General features: G+C 54.6%; 15 protein-coding genes, 1 other RNA gene and 1 pseudogene. 13 read left to right on the top strand and 4 right to left on the bottom strand.

What is annotated here, in order from left to right; all coding sequences use genetic code 11:
* Window positions 1-26 precede the first annotated feature (26 nt).
* From JKA62_RS18515 to JKA62_RS18495, 5 genes are all read left to right on the top strand, one after another.
* Window positions 27-305 (top strand): hypothetical protein, encoded by a 279-nt coding sequence (locus JKA62_RS18515; RefSeq protein WP_007953788.1) that lies wholly within the window; start codon window positions 27-29, stop codon window positions 303-305.
* Window positions 306-400: 95 nt separating this feature from the next.
* Window positions 401-790, top strand: a transfer-messenger RNA (tmRNA) gene (gene ssrA, locus JKA62_RS18510).
* Window positions 791-973: 183 nt separating this feature from the next.
* Complete coding sequence (locus tag JKA62_RS18505; RefSeq protein ID WP_201818970.1) at window positions 974-2,230, top strand: integrase domain-containing protein; 1,257 nt, start codon at window positions 974-976, stop codon at window positions 2,228-2,230.
* Window positions 2,231-2,448: 218 nt separating this feature from the next.
* Window positions 2,449-3,591 carry an STY4528 family pathogenicity island replication protein gene (locus tag JKA62_RS18500; RefSeq protein WP_201818966.1) on the top strand — a complete coding sequence of 381 codons (1,143 nt, stop codon included), beginning with the start codon at window positions 2,449-2,451 and terminating at the stop codon, window positions 3,589-3,591.
* A gap of 322 nt (window positions 3,592-3,913) precedes the next feature.
* Window positions 3,914-4,159: a hypothetical protein gene (locus JKA62_RS18495; RefSeq protein WP_201818965.1), complete on the top strand. Its 246-nt coding sequence runs from the start codon at window positions 3,914-3,916 to the stop codon at window positions 4,157-4,159.
* 382 nt (window positions 4,160-4,541) lie between these two features.
* Here JKA62_RS18495 and JKA62_RS18490 read toward each other — a convergent pair whose 3' ends face one another.
* On the bottom strand, window positions 4,542-4,910 hold the full coding sequence (locus tag JKA62_RS18490; RefSeq protein ID WP_201818963.1) for a hypothetical protein: 369 nt from the start codon (window positions 4,908-4,910) through the stop codon (window positions 4,542-4,544).
* 332 nt (window positions 4,911-5,242) lie between these two features.
* Here JKA62_RS18490 and JKA62_RS18485 point away from each other — a divergent pair, with 332 nt between their 5' ends.
* Window positions 5,243-7,840 (top strand): AAA family ATPase, encoded by a 2,598-nt coding sequence (locus tag JKA62_RS18485; protein ID WP_201818961.1) that lies wholly within the window; start codon window positions 5,243-5,245, stop codon window positions 7,838-7,840.
* Between the two features lie 42 nt (window positions 7,841-7,882).
* Here the strand turns inward: JKA62_RS18485 and JKA62_RS18480 are convergent, their stop codons facing one another.
* From JKA62_RS18480 to JKA62_RS18470, 3 genes are all read right to left on the bottom strand, one after another.
* Entirely contained in the window at window positions 7,883-8,413 is a 531-nt protein-coding gene (locus JKA62_RS18480; protein ID WP_201818959.1) for a hypothetical protein, read from the bottom strand.
* A 54-nt stretch (window positions 8,414-8,467) separates the two neighbouring features.
* Window positions 8,468-9,379, bottom strand: a complete 912-nt coding sequence (locus JKA62_RS18475; RefSeq protein ID WP_201818957.1) for a hypothetical protein — start codon at window positions 9,377-9,379, stop codon at window positions 8,468-8,470.
* A 284-nt stretch (window positions 9,380-9,663) separates the two neighbouring features.
* Entirely contained in the window at window positions 9,664-11,313 is a 1,650-nt protein-coding gene (locus JKA62_RS18470) for a hypothetical protein (protein WP_201818955.1), read from the bottom strand.
* Between the two features lie 1,086 nt (window positions 11,314-12,399).
* Here JKA62_RS18470 and JKA62_RS18465 point away from each other — a divergent pair.
* The 7 genes and pseudogenes from JKA62_RS18465 to JKA62_RS18435 all read left to right on the top strand — a co-directional run bounded on the left by JKA62_RS18465 (window position 12,400) and on the right by JKA62_RS18435 (window position 21,321).
* The gene (locus tag JKA62_RS18465; RefSeq protein ID WP_201818953.1) at window positions 12,400-13,263 is read left to right on the top strand and encodes an integrase domain-containing protein; all 864 of its coding nucleotides are present in this window, start codon (window positions 12,400-12,402) and stop codon (window positions 13,261-13,263) included.
* A 332-nt stretch (window positions 13,264-13,595) separates the two neighbouring features.
* Window positions 13,596-13,813: pseudogene (locus JKA62_RS18460) on the top strand (AlpA family transcriptional regulator).
* A gap of 147 nt (window positions 13,814-13,960) precedes the next feature.
* Window positions 13,961-14,521, top strand: coding sequence for a DUF2857 domain-containing protein (locus tag JKA62_RS18455; protein WP_201818951.1), 561 nt, complete (start codon window positions 13,961-13,963; stop codon window positions 14,519-14,521).
* Between the two features lie 464 nt (window positions 14,522-14,985).
* Window positions 14,986-15,426, top strand: a complete 441-nt coding sequence (locus JKA62_RS18450) for a hypothetical protein (protein WP_236676590.1) — start codon at window positions 14,986-14,988, stop codon at window positions 15,424-15,426.
* Window positions 15,427-15,841: 415 nt separating this feature from the next.
* The gene (locus JKA62_RS18445; protein WP_201818949.1) at window positions 15,842-18,337 is read left to right on the top strand and encodes a type I restriction-modification system subunit M; all 2,496 of its coding nucleotides are present in this window, start codon (window positions 15,842-15,844) and stop codon (window positions 18,335-18,337) included.
* Window positions 18,330-19,667 carry a restriction endonuclease subunit S gene (locus JKA62_RS18440; protein ID WP_201818947.1) on the top strand — a complete coding sequence of 446 codons (1,338 nt, stop codon included), beginning with the start codon at window positions 18,330-18,332 and terminating at the stop codon, window positions 19,665-19,667. Before JKA62_RS18445 ends, JKA62_RS18440 begins: the two co-directional genes overlap by 8 nt.
* A gap of 1 nt (window position 19,668) precedes the next feature.
* Entirely contained in the window at window positions 19,669-21,321 is a 1,653-nt protein-coding gene (locus tag JKA62_RS18435) for an ATP-binding protein (RefSeq protein WP_201818945.1), read from the top strand.
* The last annotated feature ends 6 nt before the right edge of the window (window positions 21,322-21,327 follow it).

The following is a 21,327-nucleotide window of genomic DNA, read 5'->3' as shown; positions in this document are numbered from 1 at the left end:
GGATCCCTCAGTTCAAGGAGATTCATATGAAACGTTCTGTACTGTTAGGTCTGTTCGTTACTGCCTCGATGATGGCGTCGGCTTCGTTCGCTGCCGACAAGCCCGCTGACCTGTGTGATGCCAATCTGCAAACCATCAACAACGCCAAGGCGCAGGCAATGGCCTCACCCGACCTGAATCAACGGGTAGAAGCCAGTGTGCAAAAGGCCCAGGCACTGAAGGCCCAGGGCAAGATCGACGAATGCGTGGCTGAAACCCAGCAAACCATTCTGGAAATCCGCAAAACCAGCGGAACCAACAACTGATCGAAGCTCAGGCCAACCTTCGGGTTGGCCTTGTGCGCCGTTTGGCGTACACTGCGCAGGCTTGTTGCTCACAAGATACACAGAGCACCAGGCTCGGGGCCGTTTAGGATTCGACGCCGGTTGCGAAACTCTAGGTGCATGCCGACTTGGTAACAGAAGTCGTAAATCCACTGTTGCAACTACTTATAGTTGCCAATGACGACCAATACGGTGCTGCTCTCGCTGCTTAATTGCAGCTGACATGCACTCCTGGTACCTTCGGGTCCAGCAATCATCAGGGGATGTCTGTAAACCCAAAATGATTGTCATATAGAACAGAATCGCCGTGCAGTACGTTGTGGACGAAGCGGCTAAAACTTACACAACTCGCCCAAAGCACCCTGCCCGTCGGGTCGCTGAGGGTTAACTTAATAGACACGGCTACGCATGTAGTACCGACAGCGGAGTACTGGCGGACGGGGGTTCAAATCCCCCCGGCTCCACCACTTCAACATCTAAAGACGTCCACGGACGTCTTTTTTTGTGCCTGAAATCCAGTAAATACGGGGGTTTCAGGGCCATTGAGCTTCACAGCGTTTCAGGCAGATCCATTTTGAAATGTATTCCAAGGCGTATTCCAAGCCAGTGACTGGTAAATTTTGGAATACACAAACAGCGTTGGAGTACCCATGGGAGCACGAGCCACACGCCTTTCAGACCTGAAAATCAAAGCCGCCAAGCCCAAGGACAAAGACTACACATTGACCGACGGCGACGGCCTTCAGTTACGAGTCCGAACCAACGGTTCGAGGCTTTGGAATTTCAATTACATCCATCCCGTGACCAAGAAACGGATCAACATGGGACTGGGGACGTTCCCGGAACTCAGCCTGGCTCATGCGCGAAAACGCACGGTTGAAGCCAGGGAGCTGGTCGCTCAAGGACTGGACCCGAAAGAGCAACGCGACGCAGATCGCCAAGCGAAAAAAGCTGCGACAGAGCACACCTTTCAAAACGTCGCCATCGCCTGGTTTGAACTGAAGAAAGACTCAGTGACAACCGCCTACGCTGAAGACATTTGGCGCTCGCTCACGTTGCACATTTTTCCGGATCTACACGCCACGCCGATTTCTGAAATCAGCGCGCCTCAGGTCATCAAGTTGCTTAGGCCACTTGAAACCAAAGGCAGCTTGGAAACGGTCAAGCGCCTGACCCAACGCCTCAACGAAATCATGACTTACGGGGTGAACTACGGACTCATTCATGCCAACCCCCTGAGCGGAATTCGATCGGTTTTCAAAAAACCAAAGAAGAAACACATGGCGGCATTGCCCCCCGATGAGCTCAATGAACTCATGGTGGCAATTGCCAACGCTAGCATCAAAAGAACCACCCGCTGCCTCATCGAGTGGCAGCTCCATACGATGACTCGCCCTGCAGAAGCCGCGACCACCCGATGGGCTGACATCGACTTCGAGAAGAAGATCTGGACCATCCCAGCGGAGCGCATGAAAAAACGCCGCACACACATCATCCCGCTCACGGAGCAAGCTTTGGCGCTCTTGGAAGCAATCAAGCCCTACAGCGGACACAGGGAGTACGTGTTTCCCGCCGACCGAAATCCGCGAACTCATTGCAACAGCCAGACGGCAAACATGGCGTTGAAGCGAATGGGATTTGAAGGTCGATTGGTGAGTCATGGCATGCGCTCTATGGCCAGCACCATCCTGAATGAACACGGGTGGGATGCGGAGCTGATCGAGGTCGCGCTTGCGCACGTGGACAAAGACGAAGTCCGTAGCGCCTACAACCGGGCGGACTACATAGAGCGAAGACGCCCGATGATGGCTTGGTGGAGTGAACATATCCAGCAAGCGGCCACCGGGAGCTTGTCGGTTTCAGCCGCTCAGAGTGCCAGGGGATTTAACGTAGTCTCGATGAGATAGACGCAATAGCGCTCCTATCGTATTCATCCCAGAGGCATTCGTGTCATATCACCTGGGATCATTAACACAGCGTTCCAGATCACTCCGCTGGTATCCATCGCTCCAAAGGCCAAACAATGTGTCCGTAGCAGAGATCGCATTGTTGGCTGATAAACGGAACAGTCCTAGATGAGATGTCGAGTAACAGGCCGACGTGGCCCAGACCTCGGAGACACCTCATGACCAACCAACACTCTTCACTTACCATGCTGGCCCAAGACGCTCCGCGCTCTTCGGTCCTATCGCTCATGGTCGATAATCGCCTGACACCTCTGGATCGCAATTGCTGGCACGTGATGCACTCGCTACGATCTGCCGGAGGTCTGTACACCCTGGCAGGATTGGGTCAATTGCGCTCATACCTCGCGTGCGCCCCGCTGGCAAAGCGAGCCTCCTACGAAACAGCCTCCCGAGCGCTAACCGTTCTGCGCCTAACAGGTTGGATAAGCTTGGTCGGCCAGAACAGCGACCTCATGACCGGCAACGTTCTGAACGAGCTCTACCAGATCAACGAGACTGCCCTGAGCTTCCGCGAAGCCTGCGCTTTAGACACCACCCTGCCAGCGCTTCTCGATAACTGTATCGACCATAAGCACACCCATCTCGATTGCATCGCAAAGCACATCGAAGCTACGCGGGAGCCAACGTCCAAAGACACTCCCTCACAAATGCCATCACAACGTGATGAGGACAATGAGCCGCCACCCTCACGGAAATGCCCACCCGCCACCAGAAAACCCGTTCCGAGCCATCCGGCAACAAGAACCTCCGTCACGCAGCAGACCGACCAGAAACACCTCAGCACCGACGACAGTACGTATAAAAACAAATATAAAAAAATACGTACGTACCGCACACGCGCACGTGAGGAACGCCATTTGACACAAGGGCCAGTGACGCTGCCGCAATGCCTGGCAAACGCCAAAGCGGATCAGCAACAAGACGTGCTGGCAGCCCTGACTCGACTGCCACCCCAGCATCGCCAGCAAGTGCTCGACGAACTCCAGGCGCGCAGTCAGCGCGGGACGGTGCGTAACGTCGTCGCCTATTTTTTTGGGTTGATAAATCGAGCATTAGCCGGCGAATTTCGACCGTGGGCAGGTCGTGTAAAAGAGCAGAAAACTGCCGCCCCCATTACGCCCCCTCAAGTGGCCTCGGTTGCCGTTGAGATCAGACAAAAGCCCGCCAACAAATCGAAGACAACTCAGCGGGGCCGGCCGCACTTTGCCGAGATGCGCAAAATAATGATGGGGCCAAGAATTGCAAACGACCTGGCTGCACAGATCATGAAAAGCTTGGCCCGCCAGCCGCTTCCTGCCTAAAGCACGCGTCAGTAATCTCTGCGCAACTGGTTATCAGCAAACGGAGGAACATTAGGAAATCCCGAATAACCGGTTTCGGATTTACAGCGAGCACCGGAGGGAGCAACTTCACACCTCGTCTCGCTGAAGTGATCAGCACCCAAAAGCCGCCAGGATCTGCGAGACGGCGCTGCGGGTTCCCGCAGGATCCTCCCAATGACCGCATCGCTTCCGGCAGCGCGGACAGTCGACATCATTGTCGATGGAAGCATGTTACTCACCCCCACCCACGACGGGCCTTTCCCGTCCGGGCAAGGCCTTTCTTGTTTATTCGGAGGCCTTAATGAACATTCGACTGGCACTGTATCAAGCACTGAAAGCGATCGACGTGCCTGAGCCAAAAATCGACGCTGTAATCCAAGCCATGGAGACTGCGTTGCAGTCATCTCCTATCGTTAAACCCGATCCAGACGTAGAACACTTTCGGTCAGAGCTATCCCGCGTCGCATCTGATCTCACTCTCAACATTGGCACGATGATGTTCCCAGTGGTGGCAGTGGTCTTCGTCTTGATGGTGATGATTCATTAACGATCTACCTTGTCGGTAGTAGCAAGAACCACCTGCCCTCTGGCAGGTGGTTTTTTCTTGTGAACCAGAAAGCTGCAAGCGTATAGCGAGCGAACGCACTCGCCTTTGCTTTTGATCAAAGGAAGAGGGACACCCGGATAAATCGGGTACATCTAAAATAGTGGGCTATGTCCAGGGGAGGGACTGACGCGCCCCCCCCTAATCGTGGTGTTCACAACATCGCTCATCTTTATCAGCGCCGTGTGCCGATACTGGGCATGGTTGGTTTCTGCAGGTCACGACGGGCAGAAATCGGCCAGAAGCATTGGTTCACGGGAGGAAGCTATCAACCCGCAGCAGTCATCTGAACCGCATTGATCTAAAGCAACTCCTCCTGCCAATCCTAAAATCGTGATGGCCGTTCATTTCCGGCCTTGATATCCGAAAAGACCTCATCAGGATCTGCCTGACACCAATATCTGAAAAGTAGGTGAGGCTCGATATTTCCGAAATATCGAGCCACGATGCTCTCGGGGGGCACGGTCAATTTAGATTTTGGCCATTGCTGGGCTAAAACACCTATTGGTTTGCCAGATGAATAAACAACCCAAGTCGCCTTGCCTCCACTGATACGAGGTAGGTAGTCCATATCTTGTATCACTTCGATTAAGGTGCGCATTTTTGCTGATTGATCGAGTGTGATCGACATTGCATGGCTTTCTAGGTCATCCCCCGCATGAACGCTATCTCGATCAACGGCAACTTCCAACATGACTGCTCCTTTATAGTAGTGTGCTTTCACCAGATCGATCAGCGTAGAGACACCAGCGGCTATCTGTCGAGTCCGATACTGGATTGGTACCAGTCGTGAAGGGCTGCAATCGGCCAATAGCGGTCGTTCTGGATTGGCAGGAAGCGGCCGATTGCACCGTCTTGGACAGCTAGCTCCAAACAAACAGCCAATTGTTTGCGAACCTGTGTATTGCTGGCGGTCAGCGAGTCCGATCGGCTGCTTCATCAAAGGCGCTAGCTTATCGGTAGTGGCGAAAAGCTACACATCAACTATCTTCTCGAACGGCACCTCGACCGTTACGGAGAGCAGGGATGGCTGATCTAGCGAATGAAGCAATCGGGATCAACGACTTTGAAAAGTGGTTGAATGAACGGAGTGGTTGGCTTCAGGCAGCCGCCAAGCAGCTTATCGACAACAAACGTTTGCCGAATGAGGTCGAACTTGCAGAGCTGGTTCGGCTCGCCAAACTGGAGGCTGCGAAGCAGGGTGACCCTGGGTTCCTGAAGGTGGCTCCTGGTGCATTTTCGGCTGGGGCGGTTCAACGGGTGGTGCGGGTCGAAGAGTTAACCCAAGTCTTCGGGGTTAATGCGATTAAGCCTGGTGCATCTTTGCCATTCGGAACGGGTAGTTTGACTGTCATCTACGGGCAAAATGGTTCGGGGAAAAGCGGTTTTGCTCGTCTACTCAAACAGCTTTGTGGATCTCGTTCACGGGACGAAATCCGGCCGAACGTATTCAGCGATGAAGAGCATGCTTGCAGTGCTCAATGCCGAATCACGATTGATGGCAATTCCCGAGATATCTATTGGCATCCTGGCGCCGAGCCCCATGCGATGCTCAAGTACGCCCAAGTATTTGATTCGAAAACCGCAACTCAGTACATGGGGCGCACTGAGTCAAGCTATGAGCCGAGCAGCATGCGGTTCATCTCCATGCTCATTCAGATTTCGGGCATGGTTTCTGATGAGCTGGGGCGGGAGAAGGGAAAGCTCGTTAGTGCCCTTCCACAGTTCCCAGATGATCTCTCAGATACCGCTGAGAAGGCCTGGTTCTCCTCTCTCAAATCCTCTGCTTCTGCTGAGAAGGTCGAGGCGTATTGCCGGTATGGAAAAGATTTGGACGACGAGCGGGTCAAGGCTGAGGCTCTGCTCGCGGAAAAAGACATCGCGGGTCGCTTGGTTACGATTGGCAAGGAAAGTGTTGCCACCGAAAGCATCAAGCAAGCAATGAAACTGTTGAAAGAAGGCCTCTCCGACGAGAAGGCTAATGAGCTGTCGAAGGCAAAAGTATCGGCGGTTGCGGCGAGAAAGGCGGCCAACGAAGTTGCGCAGCAGGCATTCGCTAATGCTCCTCTTCAAGGCGTTGGTGAGTCGGCCTGGAAACTTATGTGGGAGCAGGCGCGCGCCTATTCCGTTGCTCATGCATACCATGGTCACGAATTTCCCGTTACTTCAGACGGTGCGCACTGCGTGCTCTGTCAACAAGAGCTTACGGCTGAGGGCGCCGCTAGGCTCAAAAGCTTCGAGGCTTTCGTCACCGCGGGTCTCGAGACTGCGGCGAAAACTGCAGAGGCCGCCAGTTCGGCACTGATCGCCAAGGTAATTCAGGTGCCTTCGATTGAAGACTGGATTGCGCGCCTAGCTCAGTTGCAGTTCGACGAATCCACGGCCCGTGCCTGGTATGAGTCGTTGAAGTCTAGGCGAGCACAGTTTATGGAATGTGCTGCCGTGGGAGATATCTCTGTGCTCGATTGGGCTCCTATCGATCAGGCACTGGAAAAACGAGCTGCCGACTTGCTTGCTGAGAAGACCAGCCTCGCCCAGATTCAGCAGGATGGGCAGCGGCAGCAGGTCGAGAAGCGAGTGAAGCAACTCAAGGCGCTTCAGTGGCTGTCACAGAACAAGCCGGCGATTCTCGCAGAGCGTGAGCGGCTAGTAGCTGTAGATCTGCTAGATAGAGCAACAAAGTTAACGGCCACCAATTCGTTGACAACCAAGCGTACCGAGCTTGGACGTACGGAGCTTGATGCTGGATATCAGGCCCGCTTTGATGAGGAGTTGAAATCCCTTGGTGGGCGACGTTTGCCAGTTGTGCCGCAGAGCAGGGCTCAAGGAAAAGGAGTTATCACATTTGGGCTCGCCCTTGTCGGTGCTCGGGCTGGTTTCACTCCTGATGTGGTACTCAGTGAAGGCGAAACCCGTATTGTTGCACTGGCAGCATTCCTGGCCGACACGACCGGTTCAAACCAGCTTGCCCCCTTCATTTTTGATGACCCGATTTCGTCGTTAGATCAGGATTTCGAGGAAAGGGTTGTTACCCGGCTTGTCGAGTTGGCGAAGACTCGACAGGTCATCATCTTCACTCACCGCCTCTCCTTGATTGCACTTGTCGAGGCTGTAATAAAAAAACACGGTGAGAATCCGGCTAACGAGAAAATCACCCACACCGTGCAGTCGCTACGACGGCTGGATAAGGTTTCGGGAATTCTGGCGCAACACAATCTGCGGGATGCCAAGCCCGACAAGGCGCTGAATGCGATTAGAGATCACGTCATCCCCAGGCTCAAAAAGCATCAGGCCGATGCCGACGCAGACGGTTATGACCTCACCGTGAAGAGCGCCTGCAGTGATTTTCGGATCATCTTGGAACGAACAGTGGAACTCATCCTCTTGAATGACGTAGTTATTCGTTTCAGACGGGACGTAATGACTAAAGGAAAGCTAAGAGGCGTTGCAAAGGTGATGGCAGAAGACTGCGATTTTATCGACCGTTTAATGACGAAGTATTCAGTATACGAGCATTCGCAATCAGATGAACTGCCTCAGGTTCCGGTTGAACTTGATGAGTTCGAGCGGGATGTATTGGAACTCATTGAATGGATGGACGAGTTCAAAGATCGAGCCATTTGATGTCAAACGACGAGTAGGTCCAACTGAATTGGGCCGTTTGTCTTAAGAGGAGAGTTTCCGATAGCAGCTGCTAAGCTCATCAAATAGATCCTCCCTAACAGTCAGTATCTTGGTTCTCCAAGCCTGTGCTTGCTCTTCCGTTAGCGGTGTTGAGTCTTTGTGCACCTCTCGTCGAAGAGAGGTTATTAGTTCGCCATAAGTACGGGCCTTGTTCTGTGCTGGCTTATATCCGAGAAGCAATAGCTTTGCTTCTGCATTACTCATTTCTTTGAATGAAGAAAAAAGCTCAGCTATGCAGGAGTCAAGAGCATCTATCCGAGCGTCGGGCATACTCCTCTGTGCTCTTTTGTATCTTCCCCACTCAACAATAAGAGCCCAATACTTCAAAGCGACATGTGTGAAAAGCTCGATTTGTTCAGCGGTTTGTTTGAGCACTTCAAACTCTCTGTTTATACGTGCTTTCTCGAGCTCGCGTGTATGCTGCCGATGGCTCAGTAAAAACGTCGAAATTCCCGCTATGAGTGCGCCTAACCCTATTTTTACCGCTGAATCCAACACTTCTAGTGCCGTCATATTTCTGATTTTCCGTAGCTAACAACTAGGTTATCTTACTGCTCGATAAATACATTACTGCAAGAGGGATGCAACTCTTTCTTCTTCTGTGAATGCAATCTCATGTATTTTTAAAATTCCACTTGCGATGGCTGGCTCGAAATCATCCAAGACTCGGTAGAAATTTGAGCTTGATCGTGATGATTCTTCTGCATTTGGCATTGAAATGAGAATCAGGTCTAGTCTGGTTTTGACCCGCCTTGCTACACGGTAATGATGTATCTTGGATAACATCATGTAGAGGCGATCTCTAACAAGCATAGGAGAATTTCGCCTAATTCGAACATCTACGAAAATTTCGCTCTCGCCATCATTGAAATATGCATCGAAAACTGGCTGAAAATTAGATATCGGATCAATATCCTTGAAATGACTGACAAGCTTTGCGTCGTGAATTACGTTTAAGGTATTGATTGACCGTTCTGCGAAGTATTTCGTTAGAGCAATTTGTGTGGCCGCTCTGATATTAATCCGCTCCCTGGTTACTTCCGAGAGTTCCGGTGGGGTGGAGGGCACGGCATCAACCGATTGGCTTTCTTGAACGTCTAGAGCGGACGCCCGCTCTACACTTGGTGCAGCATGGTAGTCGCCATACACGTTTGTATGATTTTGGTGCTGAGCCTGGGTATTGGTAACGCTTAAAACTTGAGAAACAAGTTGTGCATTTTGCCGCTCGAGCTTGTCGACTTCTCTTTCCTTCTTTTTGACTTCACGTGAAATTGTTATGAGCTTTCCAACCGAGAAGTTATCGAAGGACTCGGCTAGCACCAATATAATTAAGAAACTAAGTAAAGTGATCACTCCTGAGGAGATCTCACCCTTCGGATCTACCACGAGGTAGCGAAACAGAATCATGGCTGCCAGAAGAACGCATAAGGCTGCGATCATGAAGCGCACAAAATAACTGGGTTTACGAGGTTCTTCCATGACTCAGCCTTTACGATCTCAAAAAGCTATTATCTGCCTAGGCCAGTATGGCCGCAAGCAACGCTTGGCACCTAAGGCGCGGAGGTGGTGAGCGATTCGCCCCTACTTTCGTACAGACTTTGGAATGGCCGCTTCTGGCCGATAGCTGCCTAACTTGGATGACCGCTTTTGGTCGATACGGTCTGACGCGTGCATACTATTACTCTAGCCATCTTTTCGCAGCGATCTGATTAACGGCTCGGTTGTCCAGCAACGCGGCATTCACCGCGTCGCCGGCCACTTGGCTAGAAGTTATTCCGTTGATAGCGGATCGAGTGGAAGCTCAACTCCTCGTCACCATCAAACAGCGACTCCTCTAGAGGGTTAACCACTGCGTTGGAGGTCGGATCGAACATTGATCCCCTAGCCTGTAACGTTGGTGCTGCCTGTAGCTGCTCGGACAGCCCTTGGACGCGCAAAACCTGCCCTTCGCGGATGGCTTTCTTCAGTAACTTTAGCGGTTGGCGTTCAACCAGTTTGAGCAATGCCGGTTCAATGTCGCAATACAGCATCTGCTTGTCCCCATCGTTTTGGAATACGCGCCGGCTGATCAGGTGCGCACTGTGAAAGACTGTCTGTTCGATACAGTTCATCGACAGGCTTAGATCAACGCAGGCGTGGTCGTCCGGCAGGTCAATGCGCATGGCGTAGTGCGCACCGAACGTTGCGTGCTCGTAGCGAATGAAATCCCCCCTGTGTACCCGCTCCAGCACTTCCATGGCAAGGCTTGGATTGTCAGTCTGCAGGGTCAGGAGCGTTTCATTGGGCTCGGGCTTGATCTCCACTCGCAATTGGCGCTCCAAGGCTAAGCGGCAGGCGGGACTGATGAATAACAGGTCACCCCAACCGTGCAGGGGCGCGCTGATCCAGCCTGCAGCCACCGCGCCATCCAGCAATCCGTCGCATAACGCCTGGTGATAGTCTGCGTAATCCCAATACTGGTGTTGTGCTGGTTTAGACACGATCAGCATTTCGATCTGCAGCAACTGACCACCGAGCAGAATGACTTGAGAGCAGTTATTGTCTTCGTCCGGGAAATGGATGTATTGGCGGCGCAACGGCGCGTGTATCACTGGCTCGGAGCAGGGCACGCCGAACACCAAGTACGCGTGGCCTTGGTATAAGAACGGAATAAACTCCTCTCCCTCGTCATTGTAGCGGCGCTCCTGCGGCCACTCTCTCAGGCACTGGGCGAACCACCGGGAATGCATTTGCATCCGCGCAGATTCGGGAATCAGCGGTTCCACGAAGTCTGGCAGGTCGTCCCAGTCGTCTCCACGTTGATACTCGAATAGATAGTCTCGGCTTGCCTGATACCACGGAGCGACTTCCCACATGATTTTGAGGTCGTCGCCAAAGGGCTCTGCAGTCGCTGGCTCGACTGTGATCTCTGCATCAAAGGCAAATAACCGCGGCCAGAAAATCCGGGTTCCTAGCAGCAGTAGATCCTTCCCGTTAACACAGACTCGACTTTGAATCACCGCCAGTGGGTCAGGCCCCATGTCGGTGGGTAACCACTCACTTGGTGTGATAGCCTGCAACACATCCTGCAGTGCCACCGGGTTACCTGGTACCGCGAATACTTTACGTAGCGCTTCACAGAGCTCTGGCAAGTTGCGGTTGGTGATGATCAGTTGACTGACCGAGGCCGCCAACGTGCATAGATGCTTGGCCAGATATGCTGTTGCGCCCAGGGACTGAGGCAGTTCGGCCAGTTGCAGCGGACCTTGAAAAGGGGGCTCCTGTTCGAGTCGGCTACACAGATCTGCCCAATCGGCACAGCCATAGGGGCCGCGCGCTAAAACGTATTTGGCAGTGGTCAGGTCAATATCGAACAAATCGCGCAGTTGCTTAGCCTGCACTTTGATAGTTTCGCGGCGAGTAGTCGGTACCATAAGTTCTCCGTTGCTCCGAAGGAGCGACATCGGAGACGCCCACCCGCCATCCCCGATGCCCGGAAGAGGCTCAGGTCAAGAGATTGCTGTGATAATCATGGTTCGATGCGGTTAGCTGCGGCCGGTGAGGCCTCAAGGGGTGGGCAGCCCGTCGACCATGTAGCGACGTGTGGCAAAACTAGCGCAAAGTGATTTGCGACGCAAGCTACTGGGATCATGCGAAAAATCTTGACCGTTCAACCCCCACTATCAGGTTCAAACTCGGAGGATAATCGCCAATGGTCTGACGGGGACTTGCGCATGCGCGCCAACAATGGCGGAGGGAAAGCCTTACAGCGCCCTATTCCCTCATCCCACAGCTCCCTGTGCAGGCGTGGCATGGGCACCATGCCGCTCCTGCACAGGGAGCCGACAAGGACGAAGGCCGCGTCAGTCGTGCAAGCATTGGAGATTTAAATCTGTCGCAAAAGCTGCGCCACTCGATGACGCGCAACTCATATATGCCGGGCCGTCACTGCAGCCGCCGTGACGGCCCCGCCGACGCCCCAAAACTCACCGGTAAATCCTGAATCCTAAAGCGTGCGGCATACATGATGATGCCCCCGCACACTAGCCTTGCAAAAACCAAGGACGGCATATTCAAACGTCGCCCTCCCAATCGCGCAAAACTCCTGCAAGCGCGAATCCAGCAGGATGGAGTTATCCAGGTACGCAAGGTTCCAAAAGCGTACCGACCTTACCCATGGGGCGGAGCCATTTTTGTCTATCTGATTCATTCCGCTATGTGCAGCTAATGCACCATCGAAGACGGCAGCGTCATGAGCAATGCAACGCGCTACCTCCATTAACAATCCCATCCACTTCCCTGGAGTACTCATCAACGCCTAAAGCTCGCTTATCCCGCTCCATCTCCGTAAGAACTTCCAGCAGGAAGCAAGACGGACGTCTCAGTCGAGACACAGGTGTTGCCTGAACACCATGCCCCTGCCCTTCGGGAATCTCGCCTAGCGAGTTGGCACCAACACTTACCAATGATTTTCAGGACAGCGCAATAACTCGAACCAAACCTGTGAGCGTGAATGGGATATGGACGATTTGACCTACGCCCTGCGGCAACTTTGCCGACGCAATCGCGACGGCAGTCACAACACTCAGGCCGACCGCATTAGGTCGCTGGGGCTGATCGCCCGCCAACTGCGAGAGGCTGGCTTTCGGCAACTGAAAGCCTCGTCCCTCAAGGGCAAACATGTCCAGGCGCTGCTGGATCGCTGGCATGCTGAAAGCCTCTCACTTGGCACCATCAAAAATCGACTTGCGCACCTTCGATGGTGGGCTGAAAAAGTCGGCAAAGCTGGAGTTCTCCCAGCGGACAATACGCAATTGGGTGTGGCCGACCGACGCTTCGTCACTAACGTCAGCAAGGCCAAGGTTCTGGGAACAAGTATTGGAAAGATCACCGACGCCCATGTACACATGAGCCTTCAGCTTCAGTCTGCGTTTGGACTACGCCGTGAGGAAGCCATCAAATTTCAACCCAGGTATGCGGATCAAGGCGATCACATCCTCCTTAAGGGCTCATGGACGAAGGGTGGTCGTGATCGAACAGTGCCGATCACTACTTCGCAACAACGCGAGGTACTCAATGCCACACATAATCTAGCGGGGGTCGGCTCATTGATCCCGGCACACAAGACATACATTCAGCAGCGCAATACATACGACGGACAGTGCAAAGCGGCAGGCCTGAGCCACATGCATGGGTTACGTCATCAATATGCACAAAGCCGCTACTTAGCTTTGACAGGCTGGAAGGCGCCGGCAGCAGGGGGAATCTCCTCCAAAGAACTGACCCCAGTACAACGCTCTCAAGACGCTATCGCTCGGCAAATTATCAGTCGTGAACTCGGGCATGAGAGAACACAAATTACCGCAACGTACTTGGGCCGATAACTCAGTCCGCGCGACGTCAATGAGCCGAAAACATCGTCACCACACGCACCGGAACGCAGAACTCTGGGTAGTCAGTAAGTCCAAGTCTGACGAACCTCACCTCGAATGCTCAATCGACCATTACGACCACATTCGCCACTCTCTGGCTGGATGCCAGCTCCCATCGCAAATCTCTTCAGCGCCAACATGACCAAGCGCATTTCCAGTCAATAGGGGTACGCGTAATAACGCATTGAGTCTTTCTGCGCTTGCCAGCTGCGTGTCATATGTGCACGACACATCGAATGCCTCCCCGGCTCAACGCATGTGAGTGAGCGTCAGGAGAATTGTTCATGCCCTACAACGACGAACAGCCATCAGCCAATCCGGAACTACGAATCCTCCGGCGCGCGGATGTTGAGAAAAAACCGGGTTGAAACGCGCCTTCATTTACAAGCTGATGAGAGAAGGAAAATTTCCCTCCTCAGTGCAGCTCGGTATCCGCGCTGTCGGTTGGGATGCCGCAGAAATTGATCAGTGGACTTCGGAACACTTGAAAAGACGCCAATAACAAATGGGGCAGGAACGTGACGATAGCTTTGATCACTCAACGCGGCGGCTCAGCAGAATTGTTCCAACTGATCCCGTTGCAACAACCACTCAGAGACATTCGACCAGTCTTCGATCCAACTACCGCATACCTCTCTCAGGGGGTGCTATGACAAATCCTCACCCGATCAATCAAGCCGTCATTGCCCAAGCTTTGCAAGATTTGCGGAGTGGTCAATTGCGGCGGTGCAAGGCGATGGGCTTTGCAGCTGAAGACCTGGCGGCGCTCAAGGAGCCTGTGTTGCTCAGTGCACTACTCTACACCCGGGTGCTTTGGTGCACGGTTCAGATAAACCGCAACGTGCTGCAAAGAATTCTGAAACAGGCGGGTGAAGTGGAACACGAAACCGCCATGATTGATCGCATGCTTCGCTTAGGGGCGAGCACAGAAATGGTGGCCCGCTTTCATGGTTTGACACACCAAGAAATTGCTCTTCGTCGAAACGTACTCGGACTGCCAAAACGCAAAGGTCGCAGACCGGTGCTTACCGAGCAACAAGACATACTGTTATGGCACAGGCTGCAGCCCCAGCTGAGAACGGCTGGGATATCGACTGGCGATGAGAGCGCCATGCTGAAGTTGTCGCTTGACCTGGCCGAAAAGCTTTCATTCCCGGTATCGGTCGTCTGGGCAACGCTGCATGAATGGATAGCTGACGGACTAATCTGATATCTCGAGATTGTCTGATATCCCTCCCCCCCCCTGCTCATACGCCCTGGAGCTTCTCCAGTTGAACGACCGGCTCGGCGTTTCAAAATCAACCATTGATCAGTCATTCGTCAGGCCCAACCATGACGAACGACATACAACTGAATTGAGCGTTGTCGCATTAAGCCTCAGCAGCCACCTGATCAATCGAATAAAGCCAAATCTCAGATCGAGCGCCCTCCCTTATTACCGGAAGCCTAGCAAGTTGCTTTGCTGGGCGTCCCGTTGCATCCCGCATCTGAAGGTAGCGATGCCAGGCAGCCAGAGGGTTAATTTCCACAAAATACGGAAACACTCGATAACTCTTTTCCGGATTGACAGCAAATGTACTCAGGGGCATTTTGGCGATGCACCTTGCTGATTCATTCAGCACCAGCCGCCAGGATCTTCAAGACGGCGCTGCGGTTCTCCGCAGGATCCCCCCAATGACCGCATCGCTTCCGGCAGCGCGGACAGTCGACTTGAATGTCGATGGAAGCATGACTTTCCCACCCACGACGGGTCTTTCCCGTCGTGGGGAAGGCCTTTTTTTGTTTCAGGAGGCCTTAATGAAAATGGAACTGGCGATGTATCAGGCGCTACGCGCAATCGACGTACCTGAGCTCAAAGCCGAAGCTGTTATCCAAGCATTGGAATCTGACATGCTCACACTACTTGCGACGAAAAGTGATCTCACCAATCTAGAACAGCGATTGACTGTTGAGTTGGCTAAAACTGATCATCGGCTGACCTCCGAGATCTCTAAAATTGATCATAGGCTGACTGCAGAGATCGCCAAATCGGATCTAAAGTTGTCCATTCGCATGGCTTCCATGCTCGCCGTGACGATCGGCATCTTGATCGGGGCGATGAAAGTCTTCTTATAGTTTTCTTAGCGATTACTGAAACAACGAAAATCACCTGTCGTTCGATAGGTGATTTTTTTGCGGCTCTTGGCGTTGAAAAAGACTGTAAGCTTGACTCCCCCCACACTCAGGCACTCTCTTATTAAGCATAAGGGCCTCGCTTAACTTCCGTTGTTCAAGGGCTGAAATCCCAGCCAAACCGAAATATGGCGCATGCTGCATGGAGACTGGCTATGCAACTGCCAGAGTCCAAGAACCAACGCGCCCCTTTCTGACAAACACGCAACGCCCTACCACACCAATCCCGGCGCAGAGCGATCTGTGAGCTCCGACAACCGAGACTGCTCAGTGCTGAGCTTGGATTGGGATACAATCCCCGACATTTAGTCCATCAGGATCGGCATCTGCTCCCTGAGTGCCCACAAGAGATTCCGCAATGCCCCTCACGCTGCAACAACTGGAACGACATCTGTTCAAGGCTGCCGATATTCTTCGCGGCAAGATGGATGCCTCGGAGTTCAAGGAATACATTTTTGGCATGCTGTTCCTCAAGCGCTGCTCCGACGTATTCGAGGAGCGCTATGAGCAGATCGTTGCCGATGAGATAACTGCAGGCAAGAGTAAATCCGAGGCATGTGCCATGGCGGAAAATCCGCGCTGGTACAAACTCCATGGCAATTTCTGGGTACCCATCCATTCGCGATTCTGGTACGTGCTCAACGAAGCGCACATCAATGTCGGCGATCTGTTGAACAAGGCGCTGGCCGGCATCGAGGAAAACAATGCAGCCTTGGATGGAGTGCTCGAGCACATCGACTTCACCCGCAAGGTGGGCCAGAGCAAGATTCCCGATCAGAAGCTGCGCCAACTCATCACCCACTTCGGTGAGGTGCGCTTGCGTAACAGTGACTTCGAGTTTCCTGACCTGCTCGGGGCAGCTTACGAGTACCTGATCGCCGAGTTCGCAGACTCGGCCGGTAAGAAAGGCGGTGAGTTTTATACACCGCGTTCGGTGGTGCGGCTAATGGTGCACTTGCTCAAGCCGACCCTAGACCACGATATTTATGACCCGTGCTGCGGCTCGGGCGGCATGTTGATTGCTGCCAAGGAATATATCGACGAGCACGGAGAGGACGGCCGCAAGGCCAACCTTTTCGGCCAGGAATTCAACGGCACCGTCTGGTCCATCGCGCAGATGAACATGCTACTGCACGGCATCAGCAACGCTTGGCTGGAGAACGAAGATACCTTGGCTGACCCTCGGCATATCGAGGGCGGCGAACTACGCCGCTTCGACCGTATCCTCACCAACCCGCCATTCTCCATCAACTGGGGCCATACCGAGAAAAGCCCGGATGGCAGCCTGGCCTGGAACCCGACATTCCGCGAGCAACGCTTCTGCTTCGGCGAGGTGCCGCTGGGCTCGAAAAAGGCCGACCTGATGTTCCTGCAGCACATGCTCGCCGTAACCCGCGATGAGGGCATGATTGCCACCGTACTGCCTCATGGCGTCCTTTTCCGAAGCGGTGAGGAACGCAGCATCCGCGCTGGCATTATCGAGAACGATCTGCTCGAAGCCGTGATCGGCCTGCCGGCCAACCTGTTCTATGGCACCGGTATTCCCGCCTGCATCCTTATCCTGCGCCAACAAAAGCAGGAAGGAGCCAACCGTGTCAGCGCCAAGCCTGGCGAGCGCAAGGGCAAGGTGCTGTTTATCAACGCCGACCGTGAGTACTTCGAGGGCCGTGCGCAGAACTACCTGCTGCCGGAGCACATCGAGAAGATCACCACCGCCTTCGACGAATTTCGCCGGATCGACGGTCTCAGCGACGTGATGGATATCGCCACACTGCGCGCCAACGACTACAACCTCAATATCCGCCGCTATGTGGATAACGCACCGCTGCCCGAGTCGCATGATGTGCGTGCCCACCTGCTGGGCGGGGTGCCCAAGGCCGAAGTCGAAGCGAAAGCTACGCTATTTGCCGCCCACGGCCTCGACCCGCAGGACCTCTTCGTGGCGCGCGACGCAGAGTATCTCGACTTTCACAGCGAGCTGACCCGCCGCACCGACCTCAAGCCTGCCATCGAAGGCAATGCAGGCCTGCAGGTCAAGGAAGCCGCCCTCCGCGAGGCCTTCGAGCGCTGGTGGCACGAACACAGCCGGCGTATCACCGCACTGGCAGGGAAGCTAGATAACAGCGCTGCACTGGTCGAACTGCGCGGTGAATTGCTGGCCAGTTTTAACCAAACGCTGGAAGGCATCGGCCTGCTCGACCCCTTCCAGGTCCGGGGCATCGTCGCCGGCTTTTGGTACCAGAGCAAATACGACTTCCTTGGCTTGATGGCTCGCGGTAGCTGGGGCGTAATCGACGCTTGGCGCACCAGCATCATCACCGCTCTGGAAGACAAGACCAGCAAGCAAAGCCCGCTGGAGCACAAGCTGGTGAAGTTCCTGCTCGGCGATTTCGTTGCCGGGCTGGCCGAGCTGGAGGCCAAAATGGCCGAACTGGACAACCAGCTCAAGGCAGCCGCCCCAGCCAAAGGAGAAGGTGCTGATGAGGCCGACAGCGCAATGGATTCCGATGACGAGGAGCCCCCCATTGACGAAGCCCAGCTCAAGGCCTGGAAGGCCGAGCTGACCAAGGTGAAGAAGCAGCTCAAGGCCCAGCAGGAAAACTTCGCCAGCCATCTGAACCAAGCTGTCGACGAACTGGACGAGGAGCAGGCCGCTGAGCTGCTGCTCACCATCCTGGACAACGATATGCAGGCCATCGTCGAGCGCTATATCGCTGCCCAACGCAAGCTAATCGTCGCTGCCTTCGAGAACTGGTGGGACAAGTACCGGGTAACGCTGAACGAGATCGAGCAAAAGCGCGATGCGGCGGCGCAGGCACTGCAAGGATTCTTGAAGGGGCTGGGATATGTCTGAGCTTTGGCAAACGGACCATCTAGGCAAGTATTGCTATATCAAGGCTCGCATCGGCTGGCGGGGCCTTTCCGCATCCGAATATACCGAGTCCGGCCCTTATCTAATCGCGGGCAAGCATGTCGAGAATGGGGTTATTGACTGGGATACTTGCGATCACATCTCAGAAATTCGCTACCGTGAGTCATGGGAGATTGCACTTTCCGAAGGCGACGTAATCCTCACGAAAGATGGCACTATAGGGCGCGTCGCTCGTATAGATTCTCTACCCGGCAAAGCAACGATTAACGGAACGATGATGCTTATCCGGCCTGGGGAGGGGCTCGACTATCGATTTCTCTACCATGTTTTGAATGGTGAAGAGTTCAAGAGACTAATTGAGGATAAAGTTTCCGGAAGCTCGATCCCGCACATCTTTCAGCGGGACATGATTAACTTACCAATTTCATTTCCACCAATAGAGCATCAAATCAGGCTTGCCCAAATCCTCGACACCCTCGAAACCGCCATCCGAGAAACCGAGGCGTTGATCGACAAGCTCAAGGCCGTCAAGCTAGGCCTACTGCACGACCTGCTGACCCGTGGCATCGACGCCAGTGGCCAATTGCGCCCGACACAGAGCGAAGCGCCACAGCTTTACAAAGAAACTCCACTGGGGTGGATTCCTAGGGAATGGGAGGTGGCACAATTAGTAAGCCTGTTGGCTGATTTCGATCCCGCGATGCGCTCAGGGCCATTTGGCAGCGCACTCCTCAAGGAAGAGCTTGTCGAGATCGGTCTGCCTCTCTTGGGCATCGACAATGTACATACCGAGCGATTCATTGCAGAGTTCAGGCGCTGCGTAACACCCGAAAAGTTCCGGCAGCTCTCGCGGTATGCTGTAAGGCCCGGTGACTTGATGATTACTATCATGGGAACCGTAGGTCGCTGCTGCCTGGTTCCTGACGATCTAGGCTTGGCGCTGTCTTCAAAGCACACTTGGACGATTTCCTTGGACCAAGATCGCTACTCTCCCTTTCTGGCGATGCTCCAGGTGAACTACTCACCATGGGTTGCCCAGCACTTCGCTAGGGATCAGCAGGGCGGCACCATGATGGCGATTCGTTCTGACACTTTGCGTAGTCTTCTACTTCCGGTCCCGGCCCTTCAGGAGCAACACGCTATCGAGGTTCGACTGCGGGAGATCGGTAATCGCATTAGTGCCGAAACTGCAACACTGGGAAAGATGAAACTTGAACAGTCCGGCCTGATGGACGACCTTCTGAGCGGCCGAGTCCGTGTGACCCCACTGCTGAAATCCGTACAGCAAGCGGCTGTTCAAATGGGAACCTGACATGACCCAGCACCTGCCACCCCGCGAGTCCCTCACCGTCGAGTTCAAGAGCGACCTGAAGAAGCTCCCCGACCGCGAGCTGATCGAGGCGCTGATCTGCCTGACCAATGCTGAAGGCGGTGAGCTGTGGCTAGGTCTCGAGGACGACGGCACCCCCACCGGCCTGCATGAAGAGCATCGTCTACTTGAGGGCCTAGCAGGCATGGTCGCAGCGCGCACCTCGCCGTCGCTGAACGTACAGGCAGAGGCACTCGACCTAGATGGCGTGACCGTGGCGCGTATCCATGTACCCAAGGCCCAATGCGAGGTGGCCACCACCAGCGGCGTCTACCTACGCCGCCGCTTGAAACACGACGGCACGCCCGAATGCATAGCCATGCTGCCCCATGAGCGCAGCAGCCGCGCAAGCAGTTTCGGCCTGCTCGATGTCTCCGCCCTGCCGGTGGCCGGTGCCACCCTCGCCGACCTCGATCCGCTGGAGCGCGAACGACTACGCCAGGCAGTACAACAATACGGCGGCGACCGTGTGCTGCTGGAACTAGACGACGAAGCCCTGGACGGCGCACTGCTGCTCACTTCGCGCCAGCCGGACGGAACGCGCGTGCCGACCCTCACCGGCCTGCTACTGATCGGCCGCGAAACCTCCCTACGCCAACTGGTGCCCACCCATGAGTTCGCTTTCCAGGTGCTGGCCCAGCAAGCAGTGCGCTTCAACGAGTTTCGCCGCTTCCCATTGCTCAAGGCACTGGACTGGCTGGAAACCAACTTCCGCCCCTACAACCCAGAGGAAGAACTACAGGTCGGCCTTTTCCGCGTACCAGTGCCCAAGGTCGACCTAGGCGCCTTCCGTGAAGCCGTAGCCAATGCCCTGGTCCACCGTGACTACCACGGCCGGGGCGCGGTGCATGTGCGTCTTGAAGACGATGCCCTGGTGGTCAGCAACCCCGGGGGCTTAGTCGATGGCGTGACCTTGGCCAACCTGCTGGTGACCGAACCGCGCCCGCGCAACCCGGCCCTGGCCGACGCCATGAAGCGCGTCGGCGTAGTCGAACGCTCCGGCCGAGGCGTGGACAAGATTTTCCGCGGCATGCTCAAATTCGGCCGGCCGGCCCCGGACTACAGCTACACCACCGCCCAAAGCGTGGTGCTGCGCCTACCCACCGCGGAGGCCGACCTGGACTTCCGCCGCCTGGTAGTCGAACACGAGCGCGCCACCAACGCCGAACTGCCCATCGACAGCCTGATCGCACTGGCCGCCCTGCGTGAGACCAAGCGCGTCACGGCCGACGAACTTGCCGTACAAATCCAGCGCGATACCGCCAGTGCCAAACGCACGTTGGAAGCCCTAACCGAAGCTGGCTTGGTCGAGGCCCACGGTTCTACCCGAGGGCGCAGCTACACTCTGTCAGCCAGTCTGTACCAGGCCGTGGGCGACAAGGCCGGTTATACCCGCCAGGCAGGCTTCACACCCATTCAACATGAGCAGATGGTGTTGAACTACGTGCAGCAGCATGGGCAGATTCAGCGCGCTGAAGTAATGGATCTTTGTCGGCTCTCGCCTGATCAAGCGGCAAAACTGCTCAAGCGCATGAAAGACAAGGGCACACTGATACAGCAAGGTGAACGACGCTGGTCGGTCTATAAGCTCGGCTAAAAATTC

It is taken from the genome of Pseudomonas sp. B7, assembly GCF_016735645.1.
Lineage (GTDB): Bacteria > Pseudomonadota > Gammaproteobacteria > Pseudomonadales > Pseudomonadaceae > Aquipseudomonas > Aquipseudomonas glycinae.
Note: the sequence above shows the minus strand (reverse complement) of the source record. Positions and strands in the feature narration are given on the sequence as shown.

What these genes read in the sequence shown, in the direction of transcription:
- JKA62_RS18455 (WP_201818951.1), top strand. Translation starts at nt 13,961, where the DNA reads ATGACAAATCCTCACCCGATCAATCAAGCCGTCATTGCCCAAGCTTTG.
- JKA62_RS18465 (WP_201818953.1), top strand. Translation starts at nt 12,400, where the DNA reads ATGGACGATTTGACCTACGCCCTGCGGCAACTTTGCCGACGCAATCGC.
- JKA62_RS18485 (WP_201818961.1), top strand. Translation starts at nt 5,243, where the DNA reads ATGGCTGATCTAGCGAATGAAGCAATCGGGATCAACGACTTTGAAAAG.
- JKA62_RS18515 (WP_007953788.1), top strand. Translation starts at nt 27, where the DNA reads ATGAAACGTTCTGTACTGTTAGGTCTGTTCGTTACTGCCTCGATGATG.
- JKA62_RS18480 (WP_201818959.1), bottom strand. Translation starts at nt 8,413, where the DNA reads ATGACGGCACTAGAAGTGTTGGATTCAGCGGTAAAAATAGGGTTAGGC.
- JKA62_RS18500 (WP_201818966.1), top strand. Translation starts at nt 2,449, where the DNA reads ATGACCAACCAACACTCTTCACTTACCATGCTGGCCCAAGACGCTCCG.
- JKA62_RS18435 (WP_201818945.1), top strand. Translation starts at nt 19,669, where the DNA reads ATGACCCAGCACCTGCCACCCCGCGAGTCCCTCACCGTCGAGTTCAAG.
- JKA62_RS18505 (WP_201818970.1), top strand. Translation starts at nt 974, where the DNA reads ATGGGAGCACGAGCCACACGCCTTTCAGACCTGAAAATCAAAGCCGCC.
- JKA62_RS18445 (WP_201818949.1), top strand. Translation starts at nt 15,842, where the DNA reads ATGCCCCTCACGCTGCAACAACTGGAACGACATCTGTTCAAGGCTGCC.
- JKA62_RS18470 (WP_201818955.1), bottom strand. Translation starts at nt 11,313, where the DNA reads ATGGTACCGACTACTCGCCGCGAAACTATCAAAGTGCAGGCTAAGCAA.
- JKA62_RS18440 (WP_201818947.1), top strand. Translation starts at nt 18,330, where the DNA reads ATGTCTGAGCTTTGGCAAACGGACCATCTAGGCAAGTATTGCTATATC.
- JKA62_RS18490 (WP_201818963.1), bottom strand. Translation starts at nt 4,910, where the DNA reads ATGTTGGAAGTTGCCGTTGATCGAGATAGCGTTCATGCGGGGGATGAC.
- JKA62_RS18450 (WP_236676590.1), top strand. Translation starts at nt 14,986, where the DNA reads ATGACCGCATCGCTTCCGGCAGCGCGGACAGTCGACTTGAATGTCGAT.
- JKA62_RS18475 (WP_201818957.1), bottom strand. Translation starts at nt 9,379, where the DNA reads ATGGAAGAACCTCGTAAACCCAGTTATTTTGTGCGCTTCATGATCGCA.
- JKA62_RS18495 (WP_201818965.1), top strand. Translation starts at nt 3,914, where the DNA reads ATGAACATTCGACTGGCACTGTATCAAGCACTGAAAGCGATCGACGTG.